The 22,056-nt window shown below is 74.2% G+C and carries 23 protein-coding genes and 1 pseudogene; 8 read left to right on the forward strand and 16 right to left on the reverse strand.

Going from position 1 to position 22,056, the window contains the following annotated elements; genetic code table 11:
* Positions 1-4: 4 nt before the first annotated feature.
* Both AFB00_RS28790 and AFB00_RS28795 read right to left on the reverse strand, forming a co-directional pair.
* Positions 5-1,129 (reverse strand): NDMA-dependent alcohol dehydrogenase, encoded by a 1,125-nt coding sequence (locus tag AFB00_RS28790; protein WP_068799784.1) that lies wholly within the window; start codon positions 1,127-1,129, stop codon positions 5-7.
* A gap of 122 nt (positions 1,130-1,251) precedes the next feature.
* Positions 1,252-1,995: an SDR family NAD(P)-dependent oxidoreductase gene (locus AFB00_RS28795; RefSeq protein ID WP_068799785.1), complete on the reverse strand. Its 744-nt coding sequence runs from the start codon at positions 1,993-1,995 to the stop codon at positions 1,252-1,254.
* A gap of 42 nt (positions 1,996-2,037) precedes the next feature.
* On the opposite strand from AFB00_RS28795, the gene AFB00_RS28800 reads away from it, so the two are divergent.
* Entirely contained in the window at positions 2,038-3,429 is a 1,392-nt protein-coding gene (locus AFB00_RS28800; protein WP_068799786.1) for a PLP-dependent cysteine synthase family protein, read from the forward strand.
* Here AFB00_RS28800 and AFB00_RS28805 read toward each other — a convergent pair.
* Positions 3,426-4,064: a MerR family DNA-binding transcriptional regulator gene (locus AFB00_RS28805; protein WP_197519698.1), complete on the reverse strand. Its 639-nt coding sequence runs from the start codon at positions 4,062-4,064 to the stop codon at positions 3,426-3,428. The two genes, AFB00_RS28800 and AFB00_RS28805, sit on opposite strands and share 4 nt — an antisense overlap.
* Before the next feature lie 131 nt (positions 4,065-4,195).
* Between AFB00_RS28805 and AFB00_RS28810 the strand changes: the two genes are divergently transcribed.
* Positions 4,196-5,176: a methyltransferase gene (locus AFB00_RS28810; protein ID WP_068799787.1), complete on the forward strand. Its 981-nt coding sequence runs from the start codon at positions 4,196-4,198 to the stop codon at positions 5,174-5,176.
* Positions 5,177-5,382: 206 nt separating this feature from the next.
* Entirely contained in the window at positions 5,383-6,201 is an 819-nt protein-coding gene (locus tag AFB00_RS34340; RefSeq protein WP_197519699.1) for an ABC transporter substrate-binding protein, read from the forward strand.
* A 158-nt stretch (positions 6,202-6,359) separates the two neighbouring features.
* Here the strand turns inward: AFB00_RS34340 and AFB00_RS28820 are convergent, their stop codons facing one another.
* The 9 genes and pseudogenes from AFB00_RS28820 to AFB00_RS28860 form a co-directional block, all read right to left on the reverse strand.
* A complete protein-coding gene (locus AFB00_RS28820; protein ID WP_068796054.1) occupies positions 6,360-7,190 on the reverse strand; it encodes an HARBI1 family protein in 831 nt (276 codons plus the stop codon).
* A 299-nt stretch (positions 7,191-7,489) separates the two neighbouring features.
* Positions 7,490-8,391 (reverse strand): annotated as a pseudogene (locus AFB00_RS28825) (PhzF family phenazine biosynthesis protein).
* The gene (locus AFB00_RS28830) at positions 8,334-8,996 is read right to left on the reverse strand and encodes an isochorismatase family protein (RefSeq protein WP_068800786.1); all 663 of its coding nucleotides are present in this window, start codon (positions 8,994-8,996) and stop codon (positions 8,334-8,336) included. Before AFB00_RS28830 ends, AFB00_RS28825 begins: the two are co-directional and overlap by 58 nt.
* A 26-nt stretch (positions 8,997-9,022) precedes the next feature.
* Positions 9,023-10,576 (reverse strand): FAD-dependent oxidoreductase, encoded by a 1,554-nt coding sequence (locus AFB00_RS28835; protein ID WP_068799789.1) that lies wholly within the window; start codon positions 10,574-10,576, stop codon positions 9,023-9,025.
* Positions 10,577-10,610: 34 nt separating this feature from the next.
* Entirely contained in the window at positions 10,611-11,093 is a 483-nt protein-coding gene (locus AFB00_RS28840; RefSeq protein WP_068799790.1) for a PhzA/PhzB family protein, read from the reverse strand.
* A 278-nt stretch (positions 11,094-11,371) separates the two neighbouring features.
* On the reverse strand, positions 11,372-12,892 hold the full coding sequence (locus AFB00_RS28845; RefSeq protein ID WP_068799791.1) for an FAD-binding protein: 1,521 nt from the start codon (positions 12,890-12,892) through the stop codon (positions 11,372-11,374).
* A 41-nt stretch (positions 12,893-12,933) separates the two neighbouring features.
* Entirely contained in the window at positions 12,934-13,551 is a 618-nt protein-coding gene (locus AFB00_RS28850; protein ID WP_068799792.1) for a response regulator transcription factor, read from the reverse strand.
* Positions 13,548-14,621, reverse strand: a complete 1,074-nt coding sequence (locus AFB00_RS28855) for a sensor histidine kinase (RefSeq protein WP_083275907.1) — start codon at positions 14,619-14,621, stop codon at positions 13,548-13,550. The genes AFB00_RS28850 and AFB00_RS28855 overlap by 4 nt, the downstream gene beginning before the upstream one ends.
* 80 nt (positions 14,622-14,701) lie before the next feature.
* Positions 14,702-14,941 carry a hypothetical protein gene (locus AFB00_RS28860; RefSeq protein ID WP_068799794.1) on the reverse strand — a complete coding sequence of 80 codons (240 nt, stop codon included), beginning with the start codon at positions 14,939-14,941 and terminating at the stop codon, positions 14,702-14,704.
* A gap of 173 nt (positions 14,942-15,114) precedes the next feature.
* On the opposite strand from AFB00_RS28860, the gene AFB00_RS33635 reads away from it, so the two are divergent.
* The 5 genes from AFB00_RS33635 (at position 15,115) to AFB00_RS28885 (ending at position 18,787) form a co-directional block, all read left to right on the forward strand.
* Positions 15,115-15,753, forward strand: coding sequence for a nicotinamide mononucleotide transporter family protein (locus AFB00_RS33635; protein ID WP_068799795.1), 639 nt, complete (start codon positions 15,115-15,117; stop codon positions 15,751-15,753).
* A gap of 17 nt (positions 15,754-15,770) precedes the next feature.
* Positions 15,771-16,610, forward strand: coding sequence for a shikimate dehydrogenase (locus AFB00_RS33640; RefSeq protein ID WP_068800787.1), 840 nt, complete (start codon positions 15,771-15,773; stop codon positions 16,608-16,610).
* A 53-nt stretch (positions 16,611-16,663) separates the two neighbouring features.
* The gene (locus AFB00_RS28875) at positions 16,664-17,026 is read left to right on the forward strand and encodes a DUF2256 and DUF3253 domain-containing protein (protein WP_083276190.1); all 363 of its coding nucleotides are present in this window, start codon (positions 16,664-16,666) and stop codon (positions 17,024-17,026) included.
* Positions 17,027-17,045: 19 nt separating this feature from the next.
* On the forward strand, positions 17,046-17,846 hold the full coding sequence (locus AFB00_RS28880) for a methyltransferase domain-containing protein (protein ID WP_068799797.1): 801 nt from the start codon (positions 17,046-17,048) through the stop codon (positions 17,844-17,846).
* Positions 17,847-18,046: 200 nt separating this feature from the next.
* Positions 18,047-18,787, forward strand: a complete 741-nt coding sequence (locus tag AFB00_RS28885) for a hypothetical protein (RefSeq protein ID WP_068799798.1) — start codon at positions 18,047-18,049, stop codon at positions 18,785-18,787.
* Positions 18,788-18,802: 15 nt separating this feature from the next.
* Here AFB00_RS28885 and AFB00_RS28890 read toward each other — a convergent pair whose 3' ends face one another.
* The 4 genes from AFB00_RS28890 to AFB00_RS28905 are packed head-to-tail and all read right to left on the reverse strand — an operon-like array spanning position 18,803 to position 22,054.
* Positions 18,803-19,384: a class I SAM-dependent methyltransferase gene (locus tag AFB00_RS28890; RefSeq protein WP_231974124.1), complete on the reverse strand. Its 582-nt coding sequence runs from the start codon at positions 19,382-19,384 to the stop codon at positions 18,803-18,805.
* A 44-nt stretch (positions 19,385-19,428) separates the two neighbouring features.
* Positions 19,429-20,127, reverse strand: a complete 699-nt coding sequence (locus AFB00_RS28895) for a response regulator (protein ID WP_068799799.1) — start codon at positions 20,125-20,127, stop codon at positions 19,429-19,431.
* Positions 20,124-21,410, reverse strand: coding sequence for a sensor histidine kinase (locus tag AFB00_RS28900; RefSeq protein WP_068799800.1), 1,287 nt, complete (start codon positions 21,408-21,410; stop codon positions 20,124-20,126). The genes AFB00_RS28895 and AFB00_RS28900 overlap by 4 nt, the downstream gene beginning before the upstream one ends.
* A complete protein-coding gene (locus AFB00_RS28905) occupies positions 21,407-22,054 on the reverse strand; it encodes a DedA family protein (RefSeq protein ID WP_231974513.1) in 648 nt (215 codons plus the stop codon). The genes AFB00_RS28900 and AFB00_RS28905 overlap by 4 nt, the downstream gene beginning before the upstream one ends.
* Between the last annotated feature and the right edge of the window lie 2 nt (positions 22,055-22,056).

Consider the following 22,056-nt stretch of genomic DNA (forward strand, 5'->3'; position numbering starts at 1 on the left):
CCGATCAGTACCGGACGACCCCGCGGACGTTGCGACCGGCGTGCATGTCCTCGTAGGCCGTCGCGACCTGGTCGAGGGTGTAGGTGTTCGTGACCAGCTCGTCGAGCTTCAGCGCACCGGACCGGTAGAGCTCCAGCTGACGCAGGATGTCCCAGTTCGGGTTGGACATGCCGAACATGGCGCCCTGGATCCGCTTCTGGAACAGCGTCACGTCGGCCAGCGACACCGGCAGCGGCTCGGTGGACTGGATGTCCCCGAGCGCGGTGACGACGACGGTGCCCGCCTTGCGGATCGAGGCCATCGCCTGACCGACGTGGTCGGGCTTGAGCACGCCCACCGTGATGATGGTCTGGTCGGCGCCCTGCCCGTTGGTGAACTGGTGGGCGATCTCGGTGGCCTCCTCCATCGTCTCCACCGCGTGCGTGGCACCGAGCCGCAGCGCGGCGTCGCGCTTCAGCGCGACCGGGTCGACGGCGATCACGTTCCCGGCGCCGGCGTGCGCGGCGCCCTGCACCGCGTTGATCCCGATCCCGCCGACGCCCATGACGATCGTGGTGTGCCCCGGCTCGACCCCACCGGCGTTCACCGCGGACCCCCAGCCGGTCCCGACACCGCAGCCGACCAGGCAGGCGACCTCCAGCGGGACGTCGTCGGGGACCTTCACGCAGGAGTCCTGGGAGACCAGCGTGGTCTCGCAGAACGTCGAGATCCCGCACATCTGGCCGACCGGCGTGCCGTCGGAGGCCAGCTTCAACCGGGTGGAGTCCTCACCCCACCGGGCGCCGGTGAGCAGCCCGGCCCCGAGGTCGCACAGGTTCTGCATGCCGCTGGAACACCACCGGCAGTGCCCGCAGGAGGGCAGGAAGGAGAAGACGACGTGGTCGCCCTCGGCCAGTCCCTTGGTGTTCGCCCCCGCACGGGTGACGATGCCGGAGCCCTCGTGACCGCCGGCGAACGGGTACCGGCCGGCCGGGATGTCGCCGGTGGCGATGTGGTCGTCGGAGTGACAGAGGCCCGATGCCACCATCTTGACCTCGATCTCGCCCGGACGCGGGTCGTCGACCTCCAGATCGACGACCTCGTACTTGCCGGGCGCGTTCCGGATCACGGCTCCGCGGGTGTGTACCACTGCGTCCTCCTGGACGTTCGTCGTCGGTGTCGGGGATGCGCACCCGACGATATGACGCGCGTCACGGTCGCGGAAGTGCCACGCACCGATAGAGGAGGGTCGGCCCGCTGTAGACCGTCGGGTCAGCGCGGCATCCGCCGCCAGACCGGACGCGGGAGCAGCCGCAGCGCGAGGAACAGCAGGCGCAGCGCACCCGGCACCCAGACGTCGGCGTTCCCGCGGCCGCGGCGCACCGCCCGGACCGTGGCGTCGGCGACCTGCTCGGGCGTCGAGGACAGCGGTGCCGGACTCATGCCCTCGGTCATCCGGCCGACCACGAAGCCCGGGCGGATCAGCACCAGCCGCACCCCGGAACCGTGCAGCGCGTCGGCGAGCCCGGAGGCGAAGGCGTCGAGCCCGGCCTTGGCGCTGCCGTAGACGTAGTTCGCCCGCCGGGCCCGCACCCCGGCCACCGAGGAGTACACGACGAGGGTGCCGCTCCCCTGCGCCCGCAGCACCCGGGCCAGCTCGGTGAGCACGTGCACCTGGGCGAGATAGTCGGTGTGCACCACCGCGGCCGCGTGCGCGGCGTCGCGCTCGGCGCGGGCCTGGTCACCGAGCACCCCGAACGCGACGACGGCGACGTCGATCGGCCCGTGCCGGGCGACGACGTCGTCGAGCAGCGGACGGTGCGTGGCCAGATCGTCGGCGTCGAACTCGGCGACGTCGGTCCCGGCGCCCGCGGCCCGCACCCGGGCCGTCTCCGTCCCCAGCTCACCGGACCGGCGGGCGGCGAGCACGACCGTCCCGGCGTCGGTGGCGAGCCGCTCCGCGACCGCCACCCCGATCTCGCTCCGACCGCCCAGCACCAGCACCGTTCCGCCCACCCCGGCAGCCTGCCATCCCGCCGTGCGGCACCATCTCCCGACATGGCGACGCAGACGTCCGGCGGTCCGGTGTACGACTCGGTGCTCGACGCCGTCGGCGCGACCCCGCTGGTGCGGCTCGGCCGGATCGTGCCCGACGGCGGCGCCCCGGTCTGGGTGAAGACCGAGGGCACCAACCCCGGCGGGTCGGTCAAGGACCGGGCGGCCGTGGCGATGGTGCGCGCCGCCGAGGAGTCCGGGGCGCTGCGCCACGGCGGGACGATCGTGGAGGGCACGTCCGGCAACACCGGCGTCGGGCTCGCCATGGTCGCCGCGGCGCGCGGGTACCGGGCCGTGCTGGTGGTCCCCGACCGCACCACGCCGGAGAAGATCGCGCTGCTGCGCGCCTACGGCGCCGAGGTCGTGACGACGCCCGGGCTGGTCCCGAAACAGGACCCGCGGCACGTGCAGCAGCTGGCGGCCCGGATCGCCGCGGAGACCCCCGGCGGCTGGCTGGCCGACCAGTACGGCAACCCGGCCAACCCGGACGTCCACGAGCACACCACCGGACCCGAGATCTGGACCCAGACCGGCGGGCGGGTCACCCACCTCGTCGCCGGTGCCGGTACCGGTGGGACGGTCACCGGCGCGGGCCGCTACCTGTCCGCCCGTGGCGTGCAGGTGGTGGCGGCCGACCCGTGGACCTCGCGCTACGGCGGCGGGGACGGCAGCCCGTACGCCGTCGAGGCCGTCGGCCACTACCTGCACCCGCTGACCGAGACCGACACCTGGCCCGCCGTCTACGACACCGCGGTCCCGAACCGCACCGAGCGGGTCGACGACGGCGAGTCGCTGCGGACCCTGCGCCGGCTGGCCCGCGAGGAGGGACTGCTGGTCGGCGGATCGGGCGGCCTCGCCGTCGCCGCCGCGCTGCGGGTCTCCGCGCAGGCCGGCCCGGACGGGCTGGTCGTCGCCGTGCTCCCGGACTCGGGCCGGATCTACCTGTCCCGCTACTTCGACGACGCCCGGCTGCGCACCCTCGGCTTCCTCGACGCCCCGCAGGGCCCGCTGGTCCGTGACGCCGTCGGCCCGTACGAACCGGGCCTGCGGGTCGCCCCGGCCACGGCGACGGTCGCCGAGGTGCGCGCCGGGCTCGGCGACGGCCCACTGCCCGACCTCGTGCCGGTGGTGCAGCCCCGCACGACCGACGCGACGACGTGGGCGGTACCCGACGTCGTCGGCTGCGTGCGGGTCGCCGAGCTGGCCGGGCTCGCCGCGGACGACCGGGTCGGCGCGCACGCCGGGCCGCCGCCGGTGACCGTGGGGCACGGGGAGGGCCTCGACGAGGCACTCACGCGGCTCGACGCCGACGGGGTCGGATCGGGCGATCCGGTCCTCGTACTGGTGGACGGCCGGGCCGTCACCCAGGTGCACCGGTCCGACCTACGGCGCTAACCGGCACTGATCCGTCCGCGCGTCCGGTGGGCGCGCTGGCGACACCTCGCTGAGCAGTACGTGCGCGGGCGTCCTCGCCGGAGCGGTGTGAACGAGCCGTCGCAGGCCGGGCACCGGGCCCCGTCGGCCGACCGGATTCCGTCACGGCGGCTCCGCTTTTCGTGACCATCCGCCGCCGGGCCGGGCCGCGGTGCCGCCCGCGCGGCGGCGACGAGATCGGACTCGGTGCACCTGCCCCGCGGAGTGCAGTCGACGAGTTCCGCGTCGAGGTAGGCGCAGTCGGCCACCGGGTCGTCATCGACGCACTGCACGAGATGACGCAGGTAGCGATCCGCCCGCGCGAGCCGGGCGAGGTCTCGGTCCAGACGCTCGATCTCGGTCACCACAGCCCGTCGCCACCTGGTGTTCGTCGACGATCCGTTGCTCACCAGGGCGGCCCGGTGCAGCGGCATGTCCCCGACGACGGTGCAGAGACAAGCCAGACCGATGCGCCGTAGCGCCGTGCCGTCGTACACCCGGCGGCCACCGACACGGTCAGCGACCGGTAGCAGCCCCTGCCGCTCCCACCAACGCAGCGTCGCCGGTGTCAGGCCGAACAACGCGGCCGCCGCCCCGATCGTCACGTGGTCGCTCACGCAGGGAGTTGACATCACGCCGACACGAGCGAGCAAGGTGAGCCTTGCCTGGCTCACGCCTGGCGCTCCCGGCCCATCGATCGCGAGGTCCCGTGTCTCACCCCGTTCACGCCGACGACGATTTCCTCACCATGATCACGGGCTACATGCCCGCCCTCGTCGTCGCCGCCGCGCTCCGGCTCGACCTGCCCGCCACGATCGCCGCCGAGACGGTGACCGTCGAGGACCTGGCCACCCGCACGACCTATCGGCCCGATCCCTTGCGACGCCTGCTGAGGGCGCTCGCGGCGCTCGGGCTGGCCTCGGAGGTCCGCCCGGACACGTTCGAGCTGACCGCGCGGGGACGACGGCTACAGCCGGGCGTCGACGGATCGCTGTACCCGCTGGCCGCGGTGATGCTCCACGAGACGATGTGGCGCGGATGGCCCGTGCTCGACGAGGCGGTACGCACCGGCGGAACGGCTTTCGAGCAGGTCTACGGGACCGTCGACTGGCAGGTCGGCTCGGAGTACCGGGAGCTGGTCGACCGCTCGATGCTCGACGAGACCCGCTCGGTCGCCGCCGCGGTCGTCGCCGCGTACGACTTCACCCCTTTCACCTGCGTGACCGACATCGGCGGGGGTAGCGGCCCGTTGCTCGCCGCGGTCGCGTCCGCGCATCCGCACCTCAGGGGTGTGGTGTACGACCTCGCGGACGGGCTTCGCCACGCCGACGGCGTCCTCGCGGCCGCGACCGTCGACGACCGCTGCCGGACGGAGGTCGGTGACTTCTTCGCGCGTATCCCGCCGGCCGATCTGCACCTGTGCAAGAGCGTCGTCTTCAACTGGCCGGACGACTCGGACGTGTCGGCGATCCTGGCCAACAGCCGGCGGGCCCTCTCCTCCGGTGGACGCCTCCTGCTGGTCGAGCAGATGCTGCCCGACGTCGTCGACGGGTCCCTCCCCGCTCGCCTCTACGTGGACGACGTCAACTCGATCGTCAGCCTGGGCGGACGGTTGCGCACCGAGTCGGAATACCGCTCGTTGCTCGAACGCGCCGGTTTCGCCCTCCGCGTCCGGCCGCTACCGGACGCACCAGGCAGCTACTCCCTGCTCGAAGCCGTGCCACAGTGAACCGGGACGAGTCCCCGTACCGGCGGCGCACGCTGCTGCGGGCGACGGCGGCGCTCGGCATCGGAGCGCTGACCGGTGGCTGCAGCCGACGGCCGCCCGGAGCACCGCACCGTGGGCTGCCGGTCGCCGAGCCCGCGGAGGGTTTTCCCCGCACCGTCCAGCACGGCGCCGGCAGCACCGTGGTCCCGGCGGTACCACGGCGCGTCGTGTGCACCACCGACTACGACGACCTCGACGCCGTTCTTTCCACCGGATGCGTGCCCGTGGCTTTCGGCTTCTCCCCGTGGCTGGTTCCGGATCTGGCGCCGTGGGCGGTCACCGCCGAACCGGCCGAACGACTGCTGGGCCCCATCGCGGGGTTCTCCCTGGAGCGGATCGCCGCCCAGCGCCCCGACCTCATCGTCGGTCAGGTCGACCTGCTCGACGGGAAGTACGACCAGCTCGGCGCGATCGCACCCACGGTCACCGTCGGCGTGCGCCGGGACGGCTGGCGCTCGAGCTGTGCCCTGGTCGGGCGTGCGCTGGGACGTGAGGACGCCGCAGCCGCAGCCGCCGCCCGTACCGGGGCGGTGCTCGGTCGCGAGCGAGCGGCACTCTCCTCGCTCGCGGGTACTCGCGTGGTCGTGCTCTACCGCAACGGCGGCGTGAACAGGATCGACAGCACGTTCCACCCACCGGGTGGGGGGAGCGCCGAGGTGCTGGGCGAACTCGGCCTGACAGCCGTCGATGCCGGCGCGGGTCCTGCCGGAGCGCTCGCGGACGAGGAGCTGGGCCGCCTCGACGAGGCCGACGTCGTGATCGTCCAGGACTTCGTCGCCGAGACCGACGACCTGCTCCGGATCGAGGTGTTCCGGCGGTCGCGACCGGTACGCGACCGCCGGGTCGTCCGGCTGAGTCCGGTCGCCACGCGTGCGTCGTTCCTGCCCAGTGTGCTCTCGCTACCGGTCGCGACCGCGGAGTTCGCCGCCGGGGTACGCGCCGCCCTCGCGGGTCGTGGGTCGCTGGAGCCCGTTGCCGGTCGGTGAGCCCGTCACACGTCCCGGACGACGCCGCGTGCCGGCGACAGGCCTACCAGCAGGGCTGGCCGGGGCGTTCGCACCAGGCCACCGCGGACGTCGAGGTCCCGGTGTCGACGGCCGATGCGGCCACCGAACTCAGTGAGGTGTTCTCAGTAGCGTGGTGATCATGTTGTGCGGTCGTATTCGGTGTGGAGTAACACGAGCGCGGCGGCGGTGATCGCGCCGGTGCGCCAGGGACAGAGGGTGACTCGCTGTAGCGTTGCGAAGGTGGTCTTGAGCAGGGCGTTTGCTCGTTCGGCGAGTGCTCGGGTGGCTGAGTGCAGGCTGTTGACGGTGCGCTGATCGACTGTTCGGCCGCCGGCGGGGATGGGTTTGATCGGCACGGTGAGTCGGTGGGCCTCACCTTCGTAGCCGAGATCGCCCAGCGCGGCGTGGTCATCATCGATCCAGTGATCGAGGTCTTCGAGCAGACCGGGGTGGGCTCGGGCACAGGTCACGTCGTGTTCGCGCCCGGGTCTTCCCGGGGATGTCCATAGCGGCCATCCATCCGGGGCGGACACGACCTGGACGTTCCCGCCGTGGCGGTGGTGTTTACCCGACCACCACAGGTCGACCCCCGCGGTGGGGCCGAGCGCGCGGCAGCGGTCGGTGGCGATCAGGGTGCCGTCCAGGTGAACGTGGGTGTGTCCGGCGAGGCGGGCGGCGAGCAGGGCACCGTGCAGCCCGGGTGCGGCGCTGGCGAGGACGTCGATGCCTTCGTGCAGGTAGCGATAGGTGGTCGCGGTACTGATCGCGTTGTCGCGGGCCAGGTGCCGGACCCGGGTGGCGTCGCAGAACCAGCGGATCACCAGCACTGCCTGGGCGAACGGGGTCAACGCCCGCCGCCGGGGGCGGGTACCGCGGCGACAGCGTTGAGCGGCCAGAAGCCGAGCCAGGTAGGCCACGGTGTGCTCCCCGATCGGGAGGACAGCGGTGTAGGTGACAGGATCGGACATGCGGGGCCTCGGAGAGTTCGTTGATCTTGGTCGACCAACTGCTCTACCGGGGCCCTGCCCCATGTCCTAGACATCTCCACTCCCTCGGCGTGTCGCAGCGGAACGACCACCACTACTGAGAACACCTCAGTGTCAGCATTCCCGTCACGCTGAGCAGCAGCGCGGCGGTCGAGAGGATCTTCTTCACGATTGCCTCCGGATCATGCGAAGAATGTGTCGCAGGAATTCAGATCCTTGAGTCGCGACACAATTTCGTCAAGAAGCCGCAGGTGCACGGAAACCGCCCTCCTGGATCGTCCTCAGACGGTCATCTCGCCGTGTGCGACGACCACGACCGAACCCGCCACCTCGATCCGGCCGACGGTGTCGCCGTCGCCGTGGGCCGTCGCCCGCATCTGCGACGGACGGCCCATCTCCACCCCCTGCTCGATCTCGACCGGGGTGCCGTACGGGCACAGCCCGTGCCGTGCGAGGTGCACGGCCAGGGGCCCGCGGCCGATCCGGTCGCGGCGTCCTCGGCCACGCCGTAGGCGGGGGAGAACATCCGGATCCGCCACCGGTCACCGGCGCCGGCGAAGCAGATGGCGGCCATGTCGGGGAGCCGGGCGAGCGTGCGCAGGTCCGGTGTCACGGCCGACAGCTCGGCGAGACCGGGCAGGGCGACGTAGACGTGGCGCGGGCCGCAGCGGTACGCGGTCACCGGCGGGTCGGAGGAGCGCAGCCCCAGGCCGTCGAGCAGGACGTCGGCGTGCTCGTAGGGCTCCCACGTCGGGAGCGGCGGGACCATCCGCGCCCCGGTGACCACGCCGGACCGGCACTCCAGGGTGAAGGGCACGTCCCCGGCACCGGTCTCCAGCACGACGGTGTCGCCGGGCCGGGTCGCCCCCAGCACGACGGCGGTCCCCAGGGTGGGATGCCCGGCGAACGGCAGCTCGTTGACCGGGGTGAAGATCCGCACCCGGACGTCGCCGCCGCCCCGTGCCGGGAGCACGAAGACGGTCTCGGACAGGTTGAACTCGCGGGCGATCCGTTGCATGCGTTCGGCGGGCAGGTCCTCGGCGTCGGTGACGACGGCGACCGGGTTGCCCGCCAGCGGGACCGTGGTGAAGACGTCGGCGACGACGTAGCGGCGCGGGCGTGCGGTCACCGGCGCGGACCCAGCGCCGCCCGGACGGTGTCGCTGTCCGGCGTCGCCGCGCACCGCTCCGCCGCGTAGGACAGCGCCATCCGGTGCCGCTCGTGGGTGAAGTCGGCGACGGCGTCGGCGACGAGGAACGGCTGGATGTCGTGGGAGAACGCGTCCACACAAGTCATGAGGCACCCGACGTGGGCGTACACACCGCAGACGACGAGCTGGTCGCGCCCGTGGCTGCGGAGCCGGTCGAGCAGGTCCGTGCGCTGGAACGCGCTGTAGCGCCACTTGGTGAGCACCACGTCGTCCGCGCCCGGTGCGAGCTCGTCGACGATCGCCCGGTCCTGCGGGCTCGACTCCATGCCCGGCCCCCAGAAGTCGGCGAGCAGGCCCCGGTCCTGCGGCTCCATCCGGCCCGGCTGTGCCGTGTAGAGCACCGGGACGCCCGCCGCGACGCAGGCCGACCGGAGCTCGGCGACGGCCGTGACCAGCGCGGACACCAGCGGGCTGTCCGCGCCGAAGGGAGCCAGGAAGAAGCGCTGCATGTCGTGGATCAGCAACGCGGCGCGGGCGGGATCGACCGTCCACGTGACCACGTCGGCGGGGCGCTCGTCGGGCCGGGGCAGCGGGTAGTCGGGGATCGTCGGGATGGCCGGTGGGGCCGGTGTGTTCATGGACGTCTCCAGGGTGACGGTACGGGTCATGGGGTCGCGGCGGCGGCGCCTGCGAGATGGCCGAACACGAGGGCCGGGCCGAGGGTTCCGCCCATCCCGGGATAGGCGAGGCCGAACGGGCTCGCCGCCACGTTGCCCGCGGCGAACAGGCCGGCGACGCTCCGCCCGTCCTCGCGCAGGACCCGGCCGTCGGCGTCGGTCCGTGGGCCGCCCTTGGTGCCGCCGACGCCCGCGTGCACGGGGAGCGCGTAGTACGGCCCGTCGTCGAGCGGGCGCAACGTGGGGTGCGGCGCCCGCCGGTCGCCCATCGCCCGGTCGAAAGCGGAGTCGCCGCGGCCGTGGCGCCGGTCGGAGCCCCGTGCGGCCGCCCGGCCGAAGGCCCCGACGGTCTCGACGAGGGCGTCACCGGGCAGGTCCAGCCGGGTGGCGAGACCGTGCCAGGTGTCCGCGCGGCGCAGCCAGGGCGGATCCGGTTCACCGGGCCGCAGCGGCCCGACCGGGTAGCTGCGGCGGTGGGTGTCGTCGAACAGGAGCCAGGCCGGGTCGCGGTCGAAGGAGGAGCTCGCCGGGTCGAACGTGCGCAGGGCCCGGCCGACCTCGTGGTAGCTCTGGGCCTCGTTGACGAAGCGGCGACCGTGCCGGTCCACCAGCAGCGACCCGGGCCGGGCCCGTTCGAACAGCAGCATCCGGTGCGCCGCCGCACCGTCGATCCGCTCCCCGGGCACGCTGATGGTCGGGCACCACCAGGCCTCCGACATCGTGCCGAGCGCGGCGCCGGCGGCGATCGCCATCCGCAGACCGTCGCCGCGCGCGCCGGGCGCGCCGATCAGCCCGTGCACGGGGCCGCCGAGGAACGTGGCCGTCAGGGCGGTGTCGCGTTCGAAGCCGCCGGCCGCCAGCACCACGGCACCGGGCACGACATCCCCGTCCACCCGGGCACCGACCACCGCCGGGCCGCGCGTCTCGAGTCCCGACACCCGGGCGGACGTGCGGATCCGCACCCCGGCGTCGACGGCCGCCGTGAGCAGGGCGCCGACCAGCGCCTGCCCGCCCACGACGATCCCGGCGCGCACCCGCTCCTCGACGGTCGCCGGGTCGACACCGGCGACCAGCTCCGCGAGCGTGGCGCGGGGTCGCCACGGGAGACCGGGGCGCACCATCGCGGCCCGCTCCGCGGCGGGCCGGAACGGCAGCGGTTCCAGGGAGCGGCCGCCCGGCGCCGCACCGGGCTGCCCGCTGTGGCAGTCGGGGAACGGGACCGGCGCCCAGCGCACCGGAGTGTCCCGTTCCAGGCGGGCCGCGACCCCGGGGGCGACGGCGACGAACCGCCGCACGAGCGCGCGGTCGACGTCGCCGGCACAGACCGCGTCGAGGTAGCGCAGGGCCGGGCCGGCACCGTCGGCCGGCCCGGCGTGCGGGGTGCCCGGCAACCAGACCGCCCCGCTCGACAGGGCGGTGGTCCCGCCGAGTGTCGACGTCGCCTCCAGCACGGTGACCGTGGCCCCGCGGTGCCGGGCGGCGAGCGCGGCGGCCAGGCCGGCCGCACCCGAGCCGACCACGACGACGTCCGGTGCCGTCACCGATCCTCCCCCGCCCTCCCGGGACGGTCCCGGCTCAGCTCGGGATCCCGCCACGCCTGACCACGGGGACGTCGATGCCGAGTGCGCGCATCTGGTCACACGGGTTCATGAACTCGCGGATCTCGGTGACCTTGCCGTCGCGCAGCTTGAACGAGTGGATGAAGTGGTTGCGGTAGTGGCCGGGCTCGTAGTCGGGGAACAGGATCTGCCCCTCGCCGTCGCACTCGACCCAGAAGCGGTTCGGGTCCTGGGTCTCGAAGACCTCGATGTTGATCCACTTCCAGTCGGGGAAGCACTCGAGCGACCAGGCCGCCATCTTCGCGAGGTTCTCCCGGCCGGTCACGGCCGCGGGCTCACCGGTGTCGGTGGTCCACAGGCCGCCCCGGGCGTCCTCGGTGAACAGCCGGTGCCGCTCGAGCCGGGGCGGGCCCTCGGTGACCCGCAGGTACTCCTCGACGGTCGCCCGGTTCCGCTGGCGCAGGTCGCGATCGTCGTCGAACGGGTGCGTGTCGGACATGGGCGGGGCCACCTTCCTCGTCCGGGGCCGGGAAGCTCCGGTCTGCGCGGACGTCTCCGCGTCGTCGCGGTGTACGAGCCCGGCCGGGAGCGTGCGGGGCGCCGGGCGCACGTTCCCGCCGGTCCGGCCGGCGTCCCGGCCGAGTGGGTCGTGCGCGACCGATCAAACGCCGGACGTCGCTCCCGTCGAGCGCGGATGCCGGAAAGAGTCGAATGCGAGCTGGGGTTCCCCTCGCGAACCGGCTGACCGGTCACCGGGCCGGGGCCCGGCGGGACGGGTCAGCCGCGGGCCGCGTCCCGCCCGGCGAGATAGCCCTGCACCAGCCCGCGGAGGTTGGACGTCCCGCTCTGGGCGGAGAAGCCCATGTCGTTGCGCGCGGCCGCGTTGCCCACCGCGTAGAGACCGGTGATCGGGTCGCCGGCCCAGGTGCGGACGCGGGCCGAGGCGTCCACGTCGAGTCCCGCCGATCCCAGCCCGGCGAGCACCCGGGCCAGCCGCGCGGCGTGGAACGGCGGCCGGGCGATCGGCCCGAGCATGGGATTGCCGTCCGTGTCGCCGGTGAGCATCCCGGCCATCGCCACCGACCAGGGCCGTTCGCCCCGCCCGAAGTCCTCGTCACGGCCGCGCTCGCAGGCCGCGTTGTAGCGGGCCACCGTGGCCGCCAGCCCCGCCGGGTCGATACCGGCGAGCCGGGCCAGCTCCGGCAGCGACGGGGCGCTGACCACCCGCTCGGGGTCGACCTGCACGACACCGCGGCGGGCGAGGTCGTCGTCGAAGACCAGCCAGGCCGGCCAGTTGACCAGCCGCTGCGAGGAGCCGTCGAGCCGCTGCAGCGCGGCGTTGATCGCGGGGTAGAAGCTCTCGTCGGCGAACCGCTCCCCGGCGGCGTTCACGATGATCTCGTGCGGGTACATCACCCAGTGGGTGCGGTAGCGGGGCCCGCCCGAGTCCTCCACCTCGCCGGTCGGGAAGCTGACCTGGACGGTGTTGCGGGCCGCGGGCAGCGACCAGATCGACGCACCGAGCGGCGCGGCCAGGCCGAAGTGGTCCCCCTCGACCCCCTCCGGAGCGCCGGTCCCGTGGTCGTCGAGAACGCCCTCGAACCGGTGGACGAGTTCCGGGTTGCGGTCGTAGGCACCCGTCGCGAGCACGACGCCGCGCACCGCGCCGCCCTCGGTGAGCAGGCCGGTCACCGCCGTCCCGGTCACGACCTCAGCGCCGCTGCCGAGCGCCGCCCGCAGGACGTAGGCCGCCAGCGCCTGACCCGACGTCAGCGTCGCCGGTGCGTCGTCGGCCGGAGGCGCCGGGTCGGCACCGAGCCCGGCACCCATCCGCCAGACCGAGGTCCGGCGGAGGCGCCCGCCCCACGCCCCGAGCGCGTCCACCGGGAGCGGCACGGGTTCGAGGTAGCGCCCCTCCGCCGTGGAGTGCGCGGCCTCCGGGTAGAAGTAGTCGGGCAGCCCGCGGATCACCCGCAGCGCCAGGCCGTGCCCGGCGAGGAACCCGAGTGCCTCCCCCGCCGCACCGAGCACCGCCGACGTGCGGTGCGGGTCGTTGTGCCCACCGGCCACCGCCGAGATGTAGCCGGCCCCGTCGGCGGCCGAGTCGGCGAGGCCGAGTGCCCGGGCCCACCGGTTCCCCGGCGCCCAGACCTGCCCGCCGGAGACTGCGGTGACTCCCCCGACGACGTCGGCCCGCTCCACCACGAGCGCCCGTGCCCCGGTGTCGGCCGCTGCCGCCGCGGCGACGCAGCCACCGATCCCGGAGCCGACGCAGACGAGATCGTAGGCACTGTCCACTGGGGTCCTCCTGGTCGTCGCCCGGTACTGCTCCGACGGTGTCACAGCCAGCCGCGCTCCCTGGCCGTCCGGGCGGCGTCGTGCCGGGTGCTCGTGCCGGTCTTCTGCATGGCGCTGGAGAGATAGTTGCGCACCGTCCCGGGTGCGAGGTGCAGCCGGCGCGCGATGTGCTTCACCGAGTAGCCCTCCCGGGTCTCGACGAGCGTGTCGAGCTCGCGGTCGGTCAGCGGGCAGTCGTCGACGACGGACGCCTCCAGCACCTCGTAGGCGATCCAGCGGCGGCCCGCGTGCAGCTCGTGCAGCACCGCGACGATCTCCTCCGGATCGGCGCTCTTGCTCATGAACCCCTGCACGCCCAGTTTCAGCGCCCGGCGCAGCACCCCGGGCCGGGCGTGCCGGGTGAGCATGAGGACGGTCTGACCGGGGTGCTCCTGCACGATGGCCGCGACCGCCTCCAGGCCGTTCGTCCCGGGCATCTCCAGGTCGACGACGAGCACGTCCGGCCGGTGCCGCAGGGTCGCGGCGACCGCGGCGTCCCCGTCCTCGGCCTCCGCGACGACCTCGATCGTGCCGTCCAGCGGCAGCAGCGAGGCCATCGCCGTGCGCAACAGCTTCTCGTCGTCGGCGAGGACGATCCGGATCGGGGCGGCGTCGCTCATCGGTCACCCACCTCCACGAGCAGGGCGAAGCGCCCGGGCGCCGGGGTGATCCGCAGCGCTCCCCCGGCCCGTTCGATCCGGTCGCGCAGCCGGGCGAGCCCGCGCAGGTCCGGCGCCGCGTCCCGGCCGGGGTCCACCCCGTCGTTGGCGACCTCCAGCCGCCCCGGGGACACGGTGATCGTCACCGTCGTCGGGCGGGCGTGGCGGAGCAGGTTCGTCGTCGCCTCGCGCAGCACCTGGGCCAGCAGCGGGTGCCCCGACGGGTCCGCGGTGCCGCCGGTGCCGGCAGCGCCGTCGGTGCGGACCTCGACCGAGATCCCCGCGGCCTCGCAGATCCGCCGGGCGTTCTCCAGCTCACCGGCCAGGTTCAGCACGTGGCGGGCGTAGGCGAGCTCGCGGGTCTTCCCGATCGCCTCGTCGACGAGCGTCCGGATCTCGGCGAGCTCGGCGTCGGCGCCGTCAGGGTCGGTGCGGACCATGGTCCGTGCGTGGGCGGTCTTCAGCTTGATCACGTGCAGCGAATGTCCCTGGATGTCGTGCAGGTCCCCGGCGAACCGGACCCGCTCGCGGGCGATGGCCAGTTCCGCCTCCGTCTCCTGCGCGCGTTCGAGGCGGTGCACCACGAGCCACGCCTGCTCGCTCGCCACGATGACGCCCGCGACGAACAGCGTCCCGGCGAACGGGAGGCCGACGTAGGAGCCCGCGAGCGCCCAGGTCGGTGGGTGGGTGAGCAGCGCCGTGGCCCCGAGCAGCGCGTTCCCCAGCGCGAACAGGGTGATCCAGACCGGCTGCCGGCCCGGCAGCCTCGCCAGGAGCAGCGCCCCGATCAGGGCGAACGGCACGAAGTTGAGCGGGCTGCTGGTGACGAGCGCGCCGACCAGCCAGTTGACGCCGGTGAACCCCAGCGCGAGCACGACGCTGCGCGGGTAGCCGTCCACGCTCCACTTCCGGAGCACGCCGATGACCACCAGCAGCCCCGACGCGATGATCAGGCCCTCCCACCACGACGCGGCCGTGAGCGCCACCCCGACCAGGCACAGCGGGGCGATCGCCGCGAACGCGGTGACCACGGCGATCCGCCGGATGCGCCCGGTGGATCCGGTGGGTCCGGTGGATCCGGTGTCGTCGGTGTCGCCCGTGTCGTCGATGGTCAGACCCTATTCTCCCGGCGCCGGCGCAGGGCCCGGCCGACCGGGGCCTTGGCCAGCAGGGCCAGCACGAGGACGGTCAGGGCCACCCACTGCAGTGCCGGTCGTGCCAGGAAGAAGCCGGTGATCCCGGCGGGCAGGATCGTGAACAGCCCGGTGTCGAACTGCAGCCCGAAGTAGGCGATCACGACGGTCACGGCCACGATGGTCACGAGGTTGAGAACGATGTCCAGCGCCTTCATGCGGACCGACGATTCCGCAGCCGCGACGGCCGCAGTAGTGACACTGCGTCATACGTCCATCCGGGCTGTGCGACCGCTCACACCACCGGTCCCGGGATGGGCAGGGACGGCCCCGTCGTTGTCCCCTGGCACGGGGACGCGCGTGTCCGGCGTCCCGGGGAGGGGACCTCGTCGTGGACCTGCTGCTGCACCACGGGCTGACCGCGTTCGGCCAGTTCGTGTCCTGGGCGGAGCTGATCGGTCAGCTCGGTGCGCTCGCCGTCGTCTTCCTCGCCCGGCGCCGGAGCATCACGACCTGGCCGGTGCAGATGGCCGCGTGCGCGCTGTTGTTCGGGGTGTACGCGTCGGCGCAGCTGGGCGGACTGGCGTTCCGGCAGGTGGTGGTGTTCGCCATCTCGGTGTTCGGGCTGGTCGCCTGGTTGCGCCGCCGCGACCCGGTGTACGGGCTCGCGGTCCGGCACGGGACCGCGTGGCAGCGGATCGGGCTGGCCGGGCTGCTGGTCGGCGGCACCGTCGTGACGGCGCTGGTGCTCGACGCGCTGGACGCGTCCTGGGCGCCGTGGCCGGACGCCGCGATCTTCGTGGGGACGGCGGTGGCCTTCCTCGCCCAGGGGCTGCGGCTCATCGAGTTCTGGATCATCTGGCTGCTGGTGGACGCGGTCGGGGTGCCGCTGCAGATCGCGTCCGGGCTGTGGTTCTCGGCCGCGATCTACCTCGTCTTCGCCGGGCTGGTGCTGCACGGCTGGTGGAGCTGGTCGCGGGCACGGCGGACCGTCGGGGCCGGGGTGCCGGAGCCGAGCCGGGCGGCCTGAGCACGCATACTCCCGGGGTGAACTCCCCGGTCCGTCGCGCCGCCGTCCTCGGGTCGCCGATCGCGCACTCGCTGTCCCCCGCCCTGCACCACGCGGCCTACGCCGCGCTCGGCCTGGACGGCTGGCACTACGACCGGATCGAGGCCGGCGAGCAGGACCTGGCCGGGTTCGTCGCCGGGCTCGGGCCGGAGTGGGCCGGGCTGTCGCTGACGATGCCGCTCAAGCGGGTGCTGCTCGACGTCGCCGACCGGGTCGACCCGGCCGCCGCGGCGATCGGCGCTGGGAACACGCTGGTCCTGGGCCCGGAGGGCGGCGTCGCGTACAACACCGACGTCGCCGGGATCGCGGAGTCGCTGCGCGGTGCGGGTGCCGGCACCGGCCGGGCCGTGGTGCTCGGGGCGGGCGGCACCGCGCAGGCCGCGCTGGCGGCGTTGCAGGAGCTGAGGGTGGACCACGTCGACGTCCTGGTCCGCGACACCGGGCGGGCCGCCGCGCTGCGCGGGACCGCGGAACGGCTCGGCGTCGCTCCGGGGATCCACGGCGTGCTGACCGACCCGGTCGCGGCGGCGACCCTCCTGGAGGGGGCCGACATCGTCGTCTCGACGCTGCCGGCCGGGGCGGCGGACCCGCTGGCCGGGGCCCGCTGGCGGCCCGGGACGGTGCTCCTCGACGCCGTCTACGCGCCGTGGCCGACCGTCGTCGCCGGGGGCGCCGCCGCGTCCGGGGCGACGATCGTGTCCGGCCTGGAGATGCTCCTGCTCCAGGCCGTGGCCCAGGTCCGGCTGATGACCGGCCGGCCGGGGCCGGTCGCGGCCATGCGGGAGGCGCTCGACGCCGCGGTCGCCGCCCGGAGCTGACCGCTCGTCCTCGCCGGGCACGGACGCCGTGCCGGGGCGAGGATGGACCGGTGGTGCCGGAGAAGAGCTGCGCGGTCTGCGGGCGGCGGATCGAGTGGCGGCGGAAGTGGGCCGCGGACTGGGACCAGGTCCGCTACTGCTCCGCGCGCTGCCGGGGCCGCGGCGTCCGGCCGGTCGACCGGGATCTCGAACGGGCCGTCACCGACCTGCTCGACCAGCGGCGCACCGGGGCGACGATCTGCCCGTCCGAGGCCGCCCGCCGGGTCGATCCGGAGGGCTGGCGGGACCTGATGGAACCGGCCCGGATGGCCGCCCGCCGGCTGGTCGACGCGGGCCGGGTGGAGATCGTCCAGCAAGGCTCCGTGGTCGACCCGTCGACGGCGAAGGGGCCGATCCGGATCCGCCGGACCCGCTGATCTGGGGCAGGCTGACCGCATGCCCCGCGACACCTACACCCACGGTCACCCCGAGGTCGTCGTCCGCTCGCACGCGGCGCGCACCGCCGGGAACTCCTGCGGCTACCTGCTGGAGCACCTCACCCCGGGCACCAGCCTGCTCGACGTCGGCTGCGGCCCCGGCAGCATCACCGCCGATCTCGCCGCCCGGGTCGCCCCGGGCCGGGTCCGCGGGATCGAGGTCGTGGACAGCACGCTGGAGCAGGCCAGGGCGGCCGCCGCGGCGCGCGGGGTGCAGGTGGAGTTCGCCGTCGACGACGGCTACGCCCTGTCCGACCCGGACGACACCTGGGACGTCGTGCACGCCCACCAGGTGCTCCAGCACGTCTCGGACCCGGTGGCGGTGCTGCGCGAGATGCGCCGCGTCGCCCGGCCCGGCGGCCTGGTCGCCGTCCGCGACGCGGACTACGCCGGGTTCCAGTGGTGGCCCCGCGACCCGCGGCTGGACCGCTGGCTGGAGCTGTACCGCGCGGTGGCCCGCGGCAACGACGCCGAACCCGACGCCGGGCGCCGCCTGCTCGGCTGGGCACACGCCGCCGGGTTCACCGAGGTGACGCCGTCCGCCTCGGTCTGGTGCCACGCCACCCCGGAGGACCGTGCGGCCTGGGGCGGGATGTGGGCCGACCGGATCCACACCGGGGTCGGCCGCTCCGCCGTGGCCCGCGGGCTCGCCGAGCCCGACGAGCTGGACGCGATCTCGCAGGCGTGGCGGGAGTGGACCGCGCACCCGGACGGCTGGTTCCTCGTCCCGCACGGCGAGGTGCTCTGCCGGGTCCCCTGACCGGCGCCTGCGGAGCGACGGTCGAACGGCACCCGAGGACACGCGTGCGGGGGCCTTCCGCGGGGCAGCGGGTCAGGCCGGGACGAGCACGGCGAGTCCGCAGGCGGGATCGGTGGGGGCCGGGCACGTGCACACCCGGTGCCGCGCCCCCGGACGGCGGGCCGTGGACGATCGTTGCACAACGCATCTATGCTCCCCGCGTGTCCGCTGCGCAGGCGATCTCCCGTCCGTCGGTGTCCCGTGTGGCCGGTCTCGCCGTCCTGCTGGTCGCGCTCACGGTGTCCGGCTGTGCCGCCGATCCGGAGCCCATCGCCGTCGGGTCGGCGCCCGCCGCACCCTCGGAACGGATCGACCTCGGTGCCGCCCCGGCCGCACCGGTCGAGATGTCACCGGTCGGCAGCTGGCCGCAGGCGTGCGACCTGCTCACCGACGCCGACATCCGGGCCGTCTTCCCCCAGGCGGCCGACATCGTCCGCGAGCCGCAGGACGTGCAGCTCACGGTGTTCGGCCTGGGCTCGTTCACGGTGACCGGCGGGCGGTGCACGTTCCGGTACTCGCTCCCCGGCCGGCTCGTCGACCCGGCGGACACCACGAGCGGGTACCGCCTGCAGGTCCAGGTCCAGGCCGTCGGCACGGACCGGTTCGTCGCGGAGAACCACGCGTCGGTGAGCCGTACCGGACCGGTCGGCGGCGTACCGGGCGCGGACTGCTCGGCCGACGTCCCGGACACGGCGGTGACCTGTGCGACGGACCGGATGCTGTTCGACGTCCGGGACATGCTCGGGAACGTCACGCAGGACGGCGGGTGGGCCCGGTTCCGGCAGGGTGACCGGATCACGACGTTCGAGGGCGAGGACTCCGCACGGCTCGATCAGCAGCACGAGTACGTGGTGCGTACCGCCCTGACCGAGATCGCCCGGACGATCGCGGCGAAGCTCTGAGACCCGGCGGGCCCGTCAGGCCCCGGGCCGGGCGTGCAGCGTGACGGCGTAGCCGGAGCCCTCCGCCCAGGGCGCACGGTCCCAGGCCGACCAGCGCCGCACGGCGTCCAGCCCGGCGGCGGCGCACCAGGCGTCGACGTCGCCGGGGGCCGGCCAGCCGGGTCGCAGCGTGAACCCGGCCAGCAGCAGGCCGCCCGGGCGCAGGTGCCGGGCGCACCCGGCGAGCAGGCCGGCCCGGTCGGTGGCGTAGGGGACGACGTTCCCGGCGAGGACGACCATGCCGAACCGGTCGTCCAGGTCGAGGTCCTCGATCCCGCAGTGCTCCCAGCGCAGGTGCGGGGCCTTCGCCCGGGCGGCCGCGATCATGTCCGGGTCGGGGTCGACGCCGACCACCTCGATGCCGCGCCGGTCCAGCTCGATCCCCACCCGCCCGGTGCCGCACCCGCCGTCGAGCACCGGGCCCCGGTCCAGCAGCGCGGTCACCAGATCGGCCTCGCCGTGCGGGTTCTCCCCCGCGGCGGCCATGGCCGCCCAGCGGTCGTCGTAGGAACCGAGGTCGACCCGGTCCTTCCAGGTCGTCCAGTCGTCGGGCAGCACGGACCCGAGCCTAGGGAACCGCCGGGACGCGCGCTCCCACGCGGTCAGCCCGGCGCGACGAGTCCCGCGTCGTACGCCGTGATGACCAGGTGCACCCGGTCGCGGGCCGGGACCTTCTGCAGCAGCCGTCCGACGTGGGTCTTGACCGTCTGCTCACCGATGAACAGCTCGCCGGCGATCTCGCGGTTCGACAGGCCGCGCCCGATCAGCACGAGGACCTCGCGCTCGCGGCCGGTGAGGTCGTCCAGTACCGGGGCCGCGGACGAGCGCGCCGGGCCGGGCCGCTCGGCGAAGTGCTCCAGGAGCCGGCGCGTGACGCCGGGGGACAGCAGCGCGTCGCCGGCGGCGGTCACCCGCACGGCGCGCGTGAGCTCCTCGGGTGAGGCGTCCTTCAGCAGGAACCCGCTGGCTCCCGCGCGCAACGCCTCGTGCACGTAGTCGTCGATGCCGAACGTCGTCACCATCACCACCTTCGGCAGGTGCGGCGACGGGCGCCCGGGTCCCAGGATGCGGCGGGTCGCCTCGAGGCCGTCCATCACCGGCATCCGAACGTCCATGAGGACGACGTCCGGGTTCGACTCCCCCGCGCTCCGCACCGCCTCGGCACCGTCGGCCGCCTGTGCGACGACCCGGATGTCCGGCTGCGCGTCGAGGAGGGCCGCGAAGCTCCCCCGGACCATGGCCTGGTCGTCCACGATCATCACGGTGATGTCCGTGGCCGCGTGCCCCTGCTCCGCCGTCATCCGCCCGCCTCCCGTGCCGCCGCGTCCGGAGCCGTCGCCGCGGTATCGGCCGTGCAGCTCCGGCCGCCGAGCGGGAGCACGGCCACGACGCGGTGGCCGCCGGAGGCCGTGCGGCCCGCCGCCAGCGTCCCGCGCAGCATCGAGGCGCGTTCGCGCATGCCGATCAGCCCGTGGCCGCGACCGCGACCGCTCCGGTCCAGCCCCTCGCCGTCCCCGGCGCCGTTCTCGATCACCACGTGCAGCTCTCCGCCCTGTACCTCCACCGACACCTCGATCGGTGCTCCGGGAGCGTGCCTGACCGCATTGCTGATCCCCTCCTGCGCGATCCGGTAGGCGGCGATGCCCACCGCCGTCGGCGTACCGGCCGGGACGCCGGACAGCAGCCGGACGGCCGCTCCGGCCCGCACGGTGTCCTCGACGAGCGCCGGGAGGTCGTCGAGCGTGGCCTGGGGCGTCCGCTCCGCGGGCCCGTCGCCCCGGAGCGCGCCGAGCATCTGCCGCATCTCCCCCAGCGCCACCCGTGCCGTCCGGGCGATGTCGTCCATCTCCGCCCCGACCTCGTCGGGGATGTCCGGGATCCGGTAGCGCGCGAACTGGGCCTGCACCTGGATCAACGACAACCCGTGCGCCACGACGTCGTGCAGCTCGCGGGCGATCCGCTGACGCTCCTCGGCGACCATGCGCCGCTCGACCTCCGTGGCGGCGTGCTCGCGCTCCGATGCCAGCTGACGGGACACCCGGGCCCATTCGCGCAGCAGCGCACCCACGAGCGCCGCCGCGGCACCGACGCCGAGAGCGACCACCGTGTTGGCCACCCACTCCGCATCCGACCACGCCGTGGACAGCACGGCCGGCACGGACAGCACCAGTACCGGAACCAGGTACGACAGCGTTCCGGAACGCCACCCCGAGACCGTCCAGACCGTCCCGACCAGCAGTGCGAAGCAGATGATGCCGGTCATCGTCCACGGCCACGGGACCACGGACGGCCGGGTCCACAGCGACAGCGCCGCCGTCGCCGCCGTGAACGTCGCGACCGCGAGAGCACGGTGCCGCAGTGCCAGCACCAGCGCCCCGACCTGGGCGGCCGGCAGCAGCAGGCCGGCCGGGACGGGCACGCCGTAGAGCGCCACCTCCAGCGACGCGAACACCGCGTAGAGCGCGACGGCAGCGGTCGACGCCGCACCGTGGGAGGCCGCGTCGGGACGGCGACGCGCCCACCGCAGCAACCGGTGCCGGAGATGACGCCCCTCGGGCCGCGACGTACTGCCGGGGCCGGTCACGGCCCGATCCTGCTACCGCCGGTGAGGTGGCGCCGCTCGGCACGCTCGATGCCCTTCTTCGCGATCACCACGAGCACGAGGAACACGGCGATCACCGCGACGAAGAGGTAGCCGGCGTAGGAGACGGTGTCGGCGAGTTCGCGGAAGGTCCCCGCGGCCACCGCCGAGACACCGGTGTACAGACCGGCCCAGACGACACAGGCGGGGAGCGTCCAGGCCAGGAAACGCCGGTACCCGAACCCGCTCATGCCCACCGTGAGCGGCACGAGCGAGTGCAGGACGGGAAGGAACCGGGACAGGAGGACGGCCGGTCCGCCGCGCCGGAGGAGATAGCCCTCCGCCCGCTCCCAGTTGGCTTCGCCGAGGAGTCTGCCGGCCCGCGATGCGCGGATCCGGGGGCCGAGGAAGCGCCCCAGGGCGAATCCGATGCTCTCGCCGACGATCGAGCCCGCGACGACGACGGCGGCGAGGGCCACCCCCTCCGGCCAGGACGACACGGCCGTCCCCGCGACGACGACGATGGTGTCGCCGGGGACGACGAGGCCCACGAGCACGCTCGTCTCGAGCATGACGGCGAGGCCCGCCAGCAGGGTCCGCCGGAGCGGGTCGACGCCCTGCACCGTGTCGAGCAGCGACGTGATCATCC

It is taken from the genome of Pseudonocardia sp. HH130630-07 (genome assembly GCF_001698125.1).
GTDB lineage: Bacteria > Actinomycetota > Actinomycetes > Mycobacteriales > Pseudonocardiaceae > Pseudonocardia.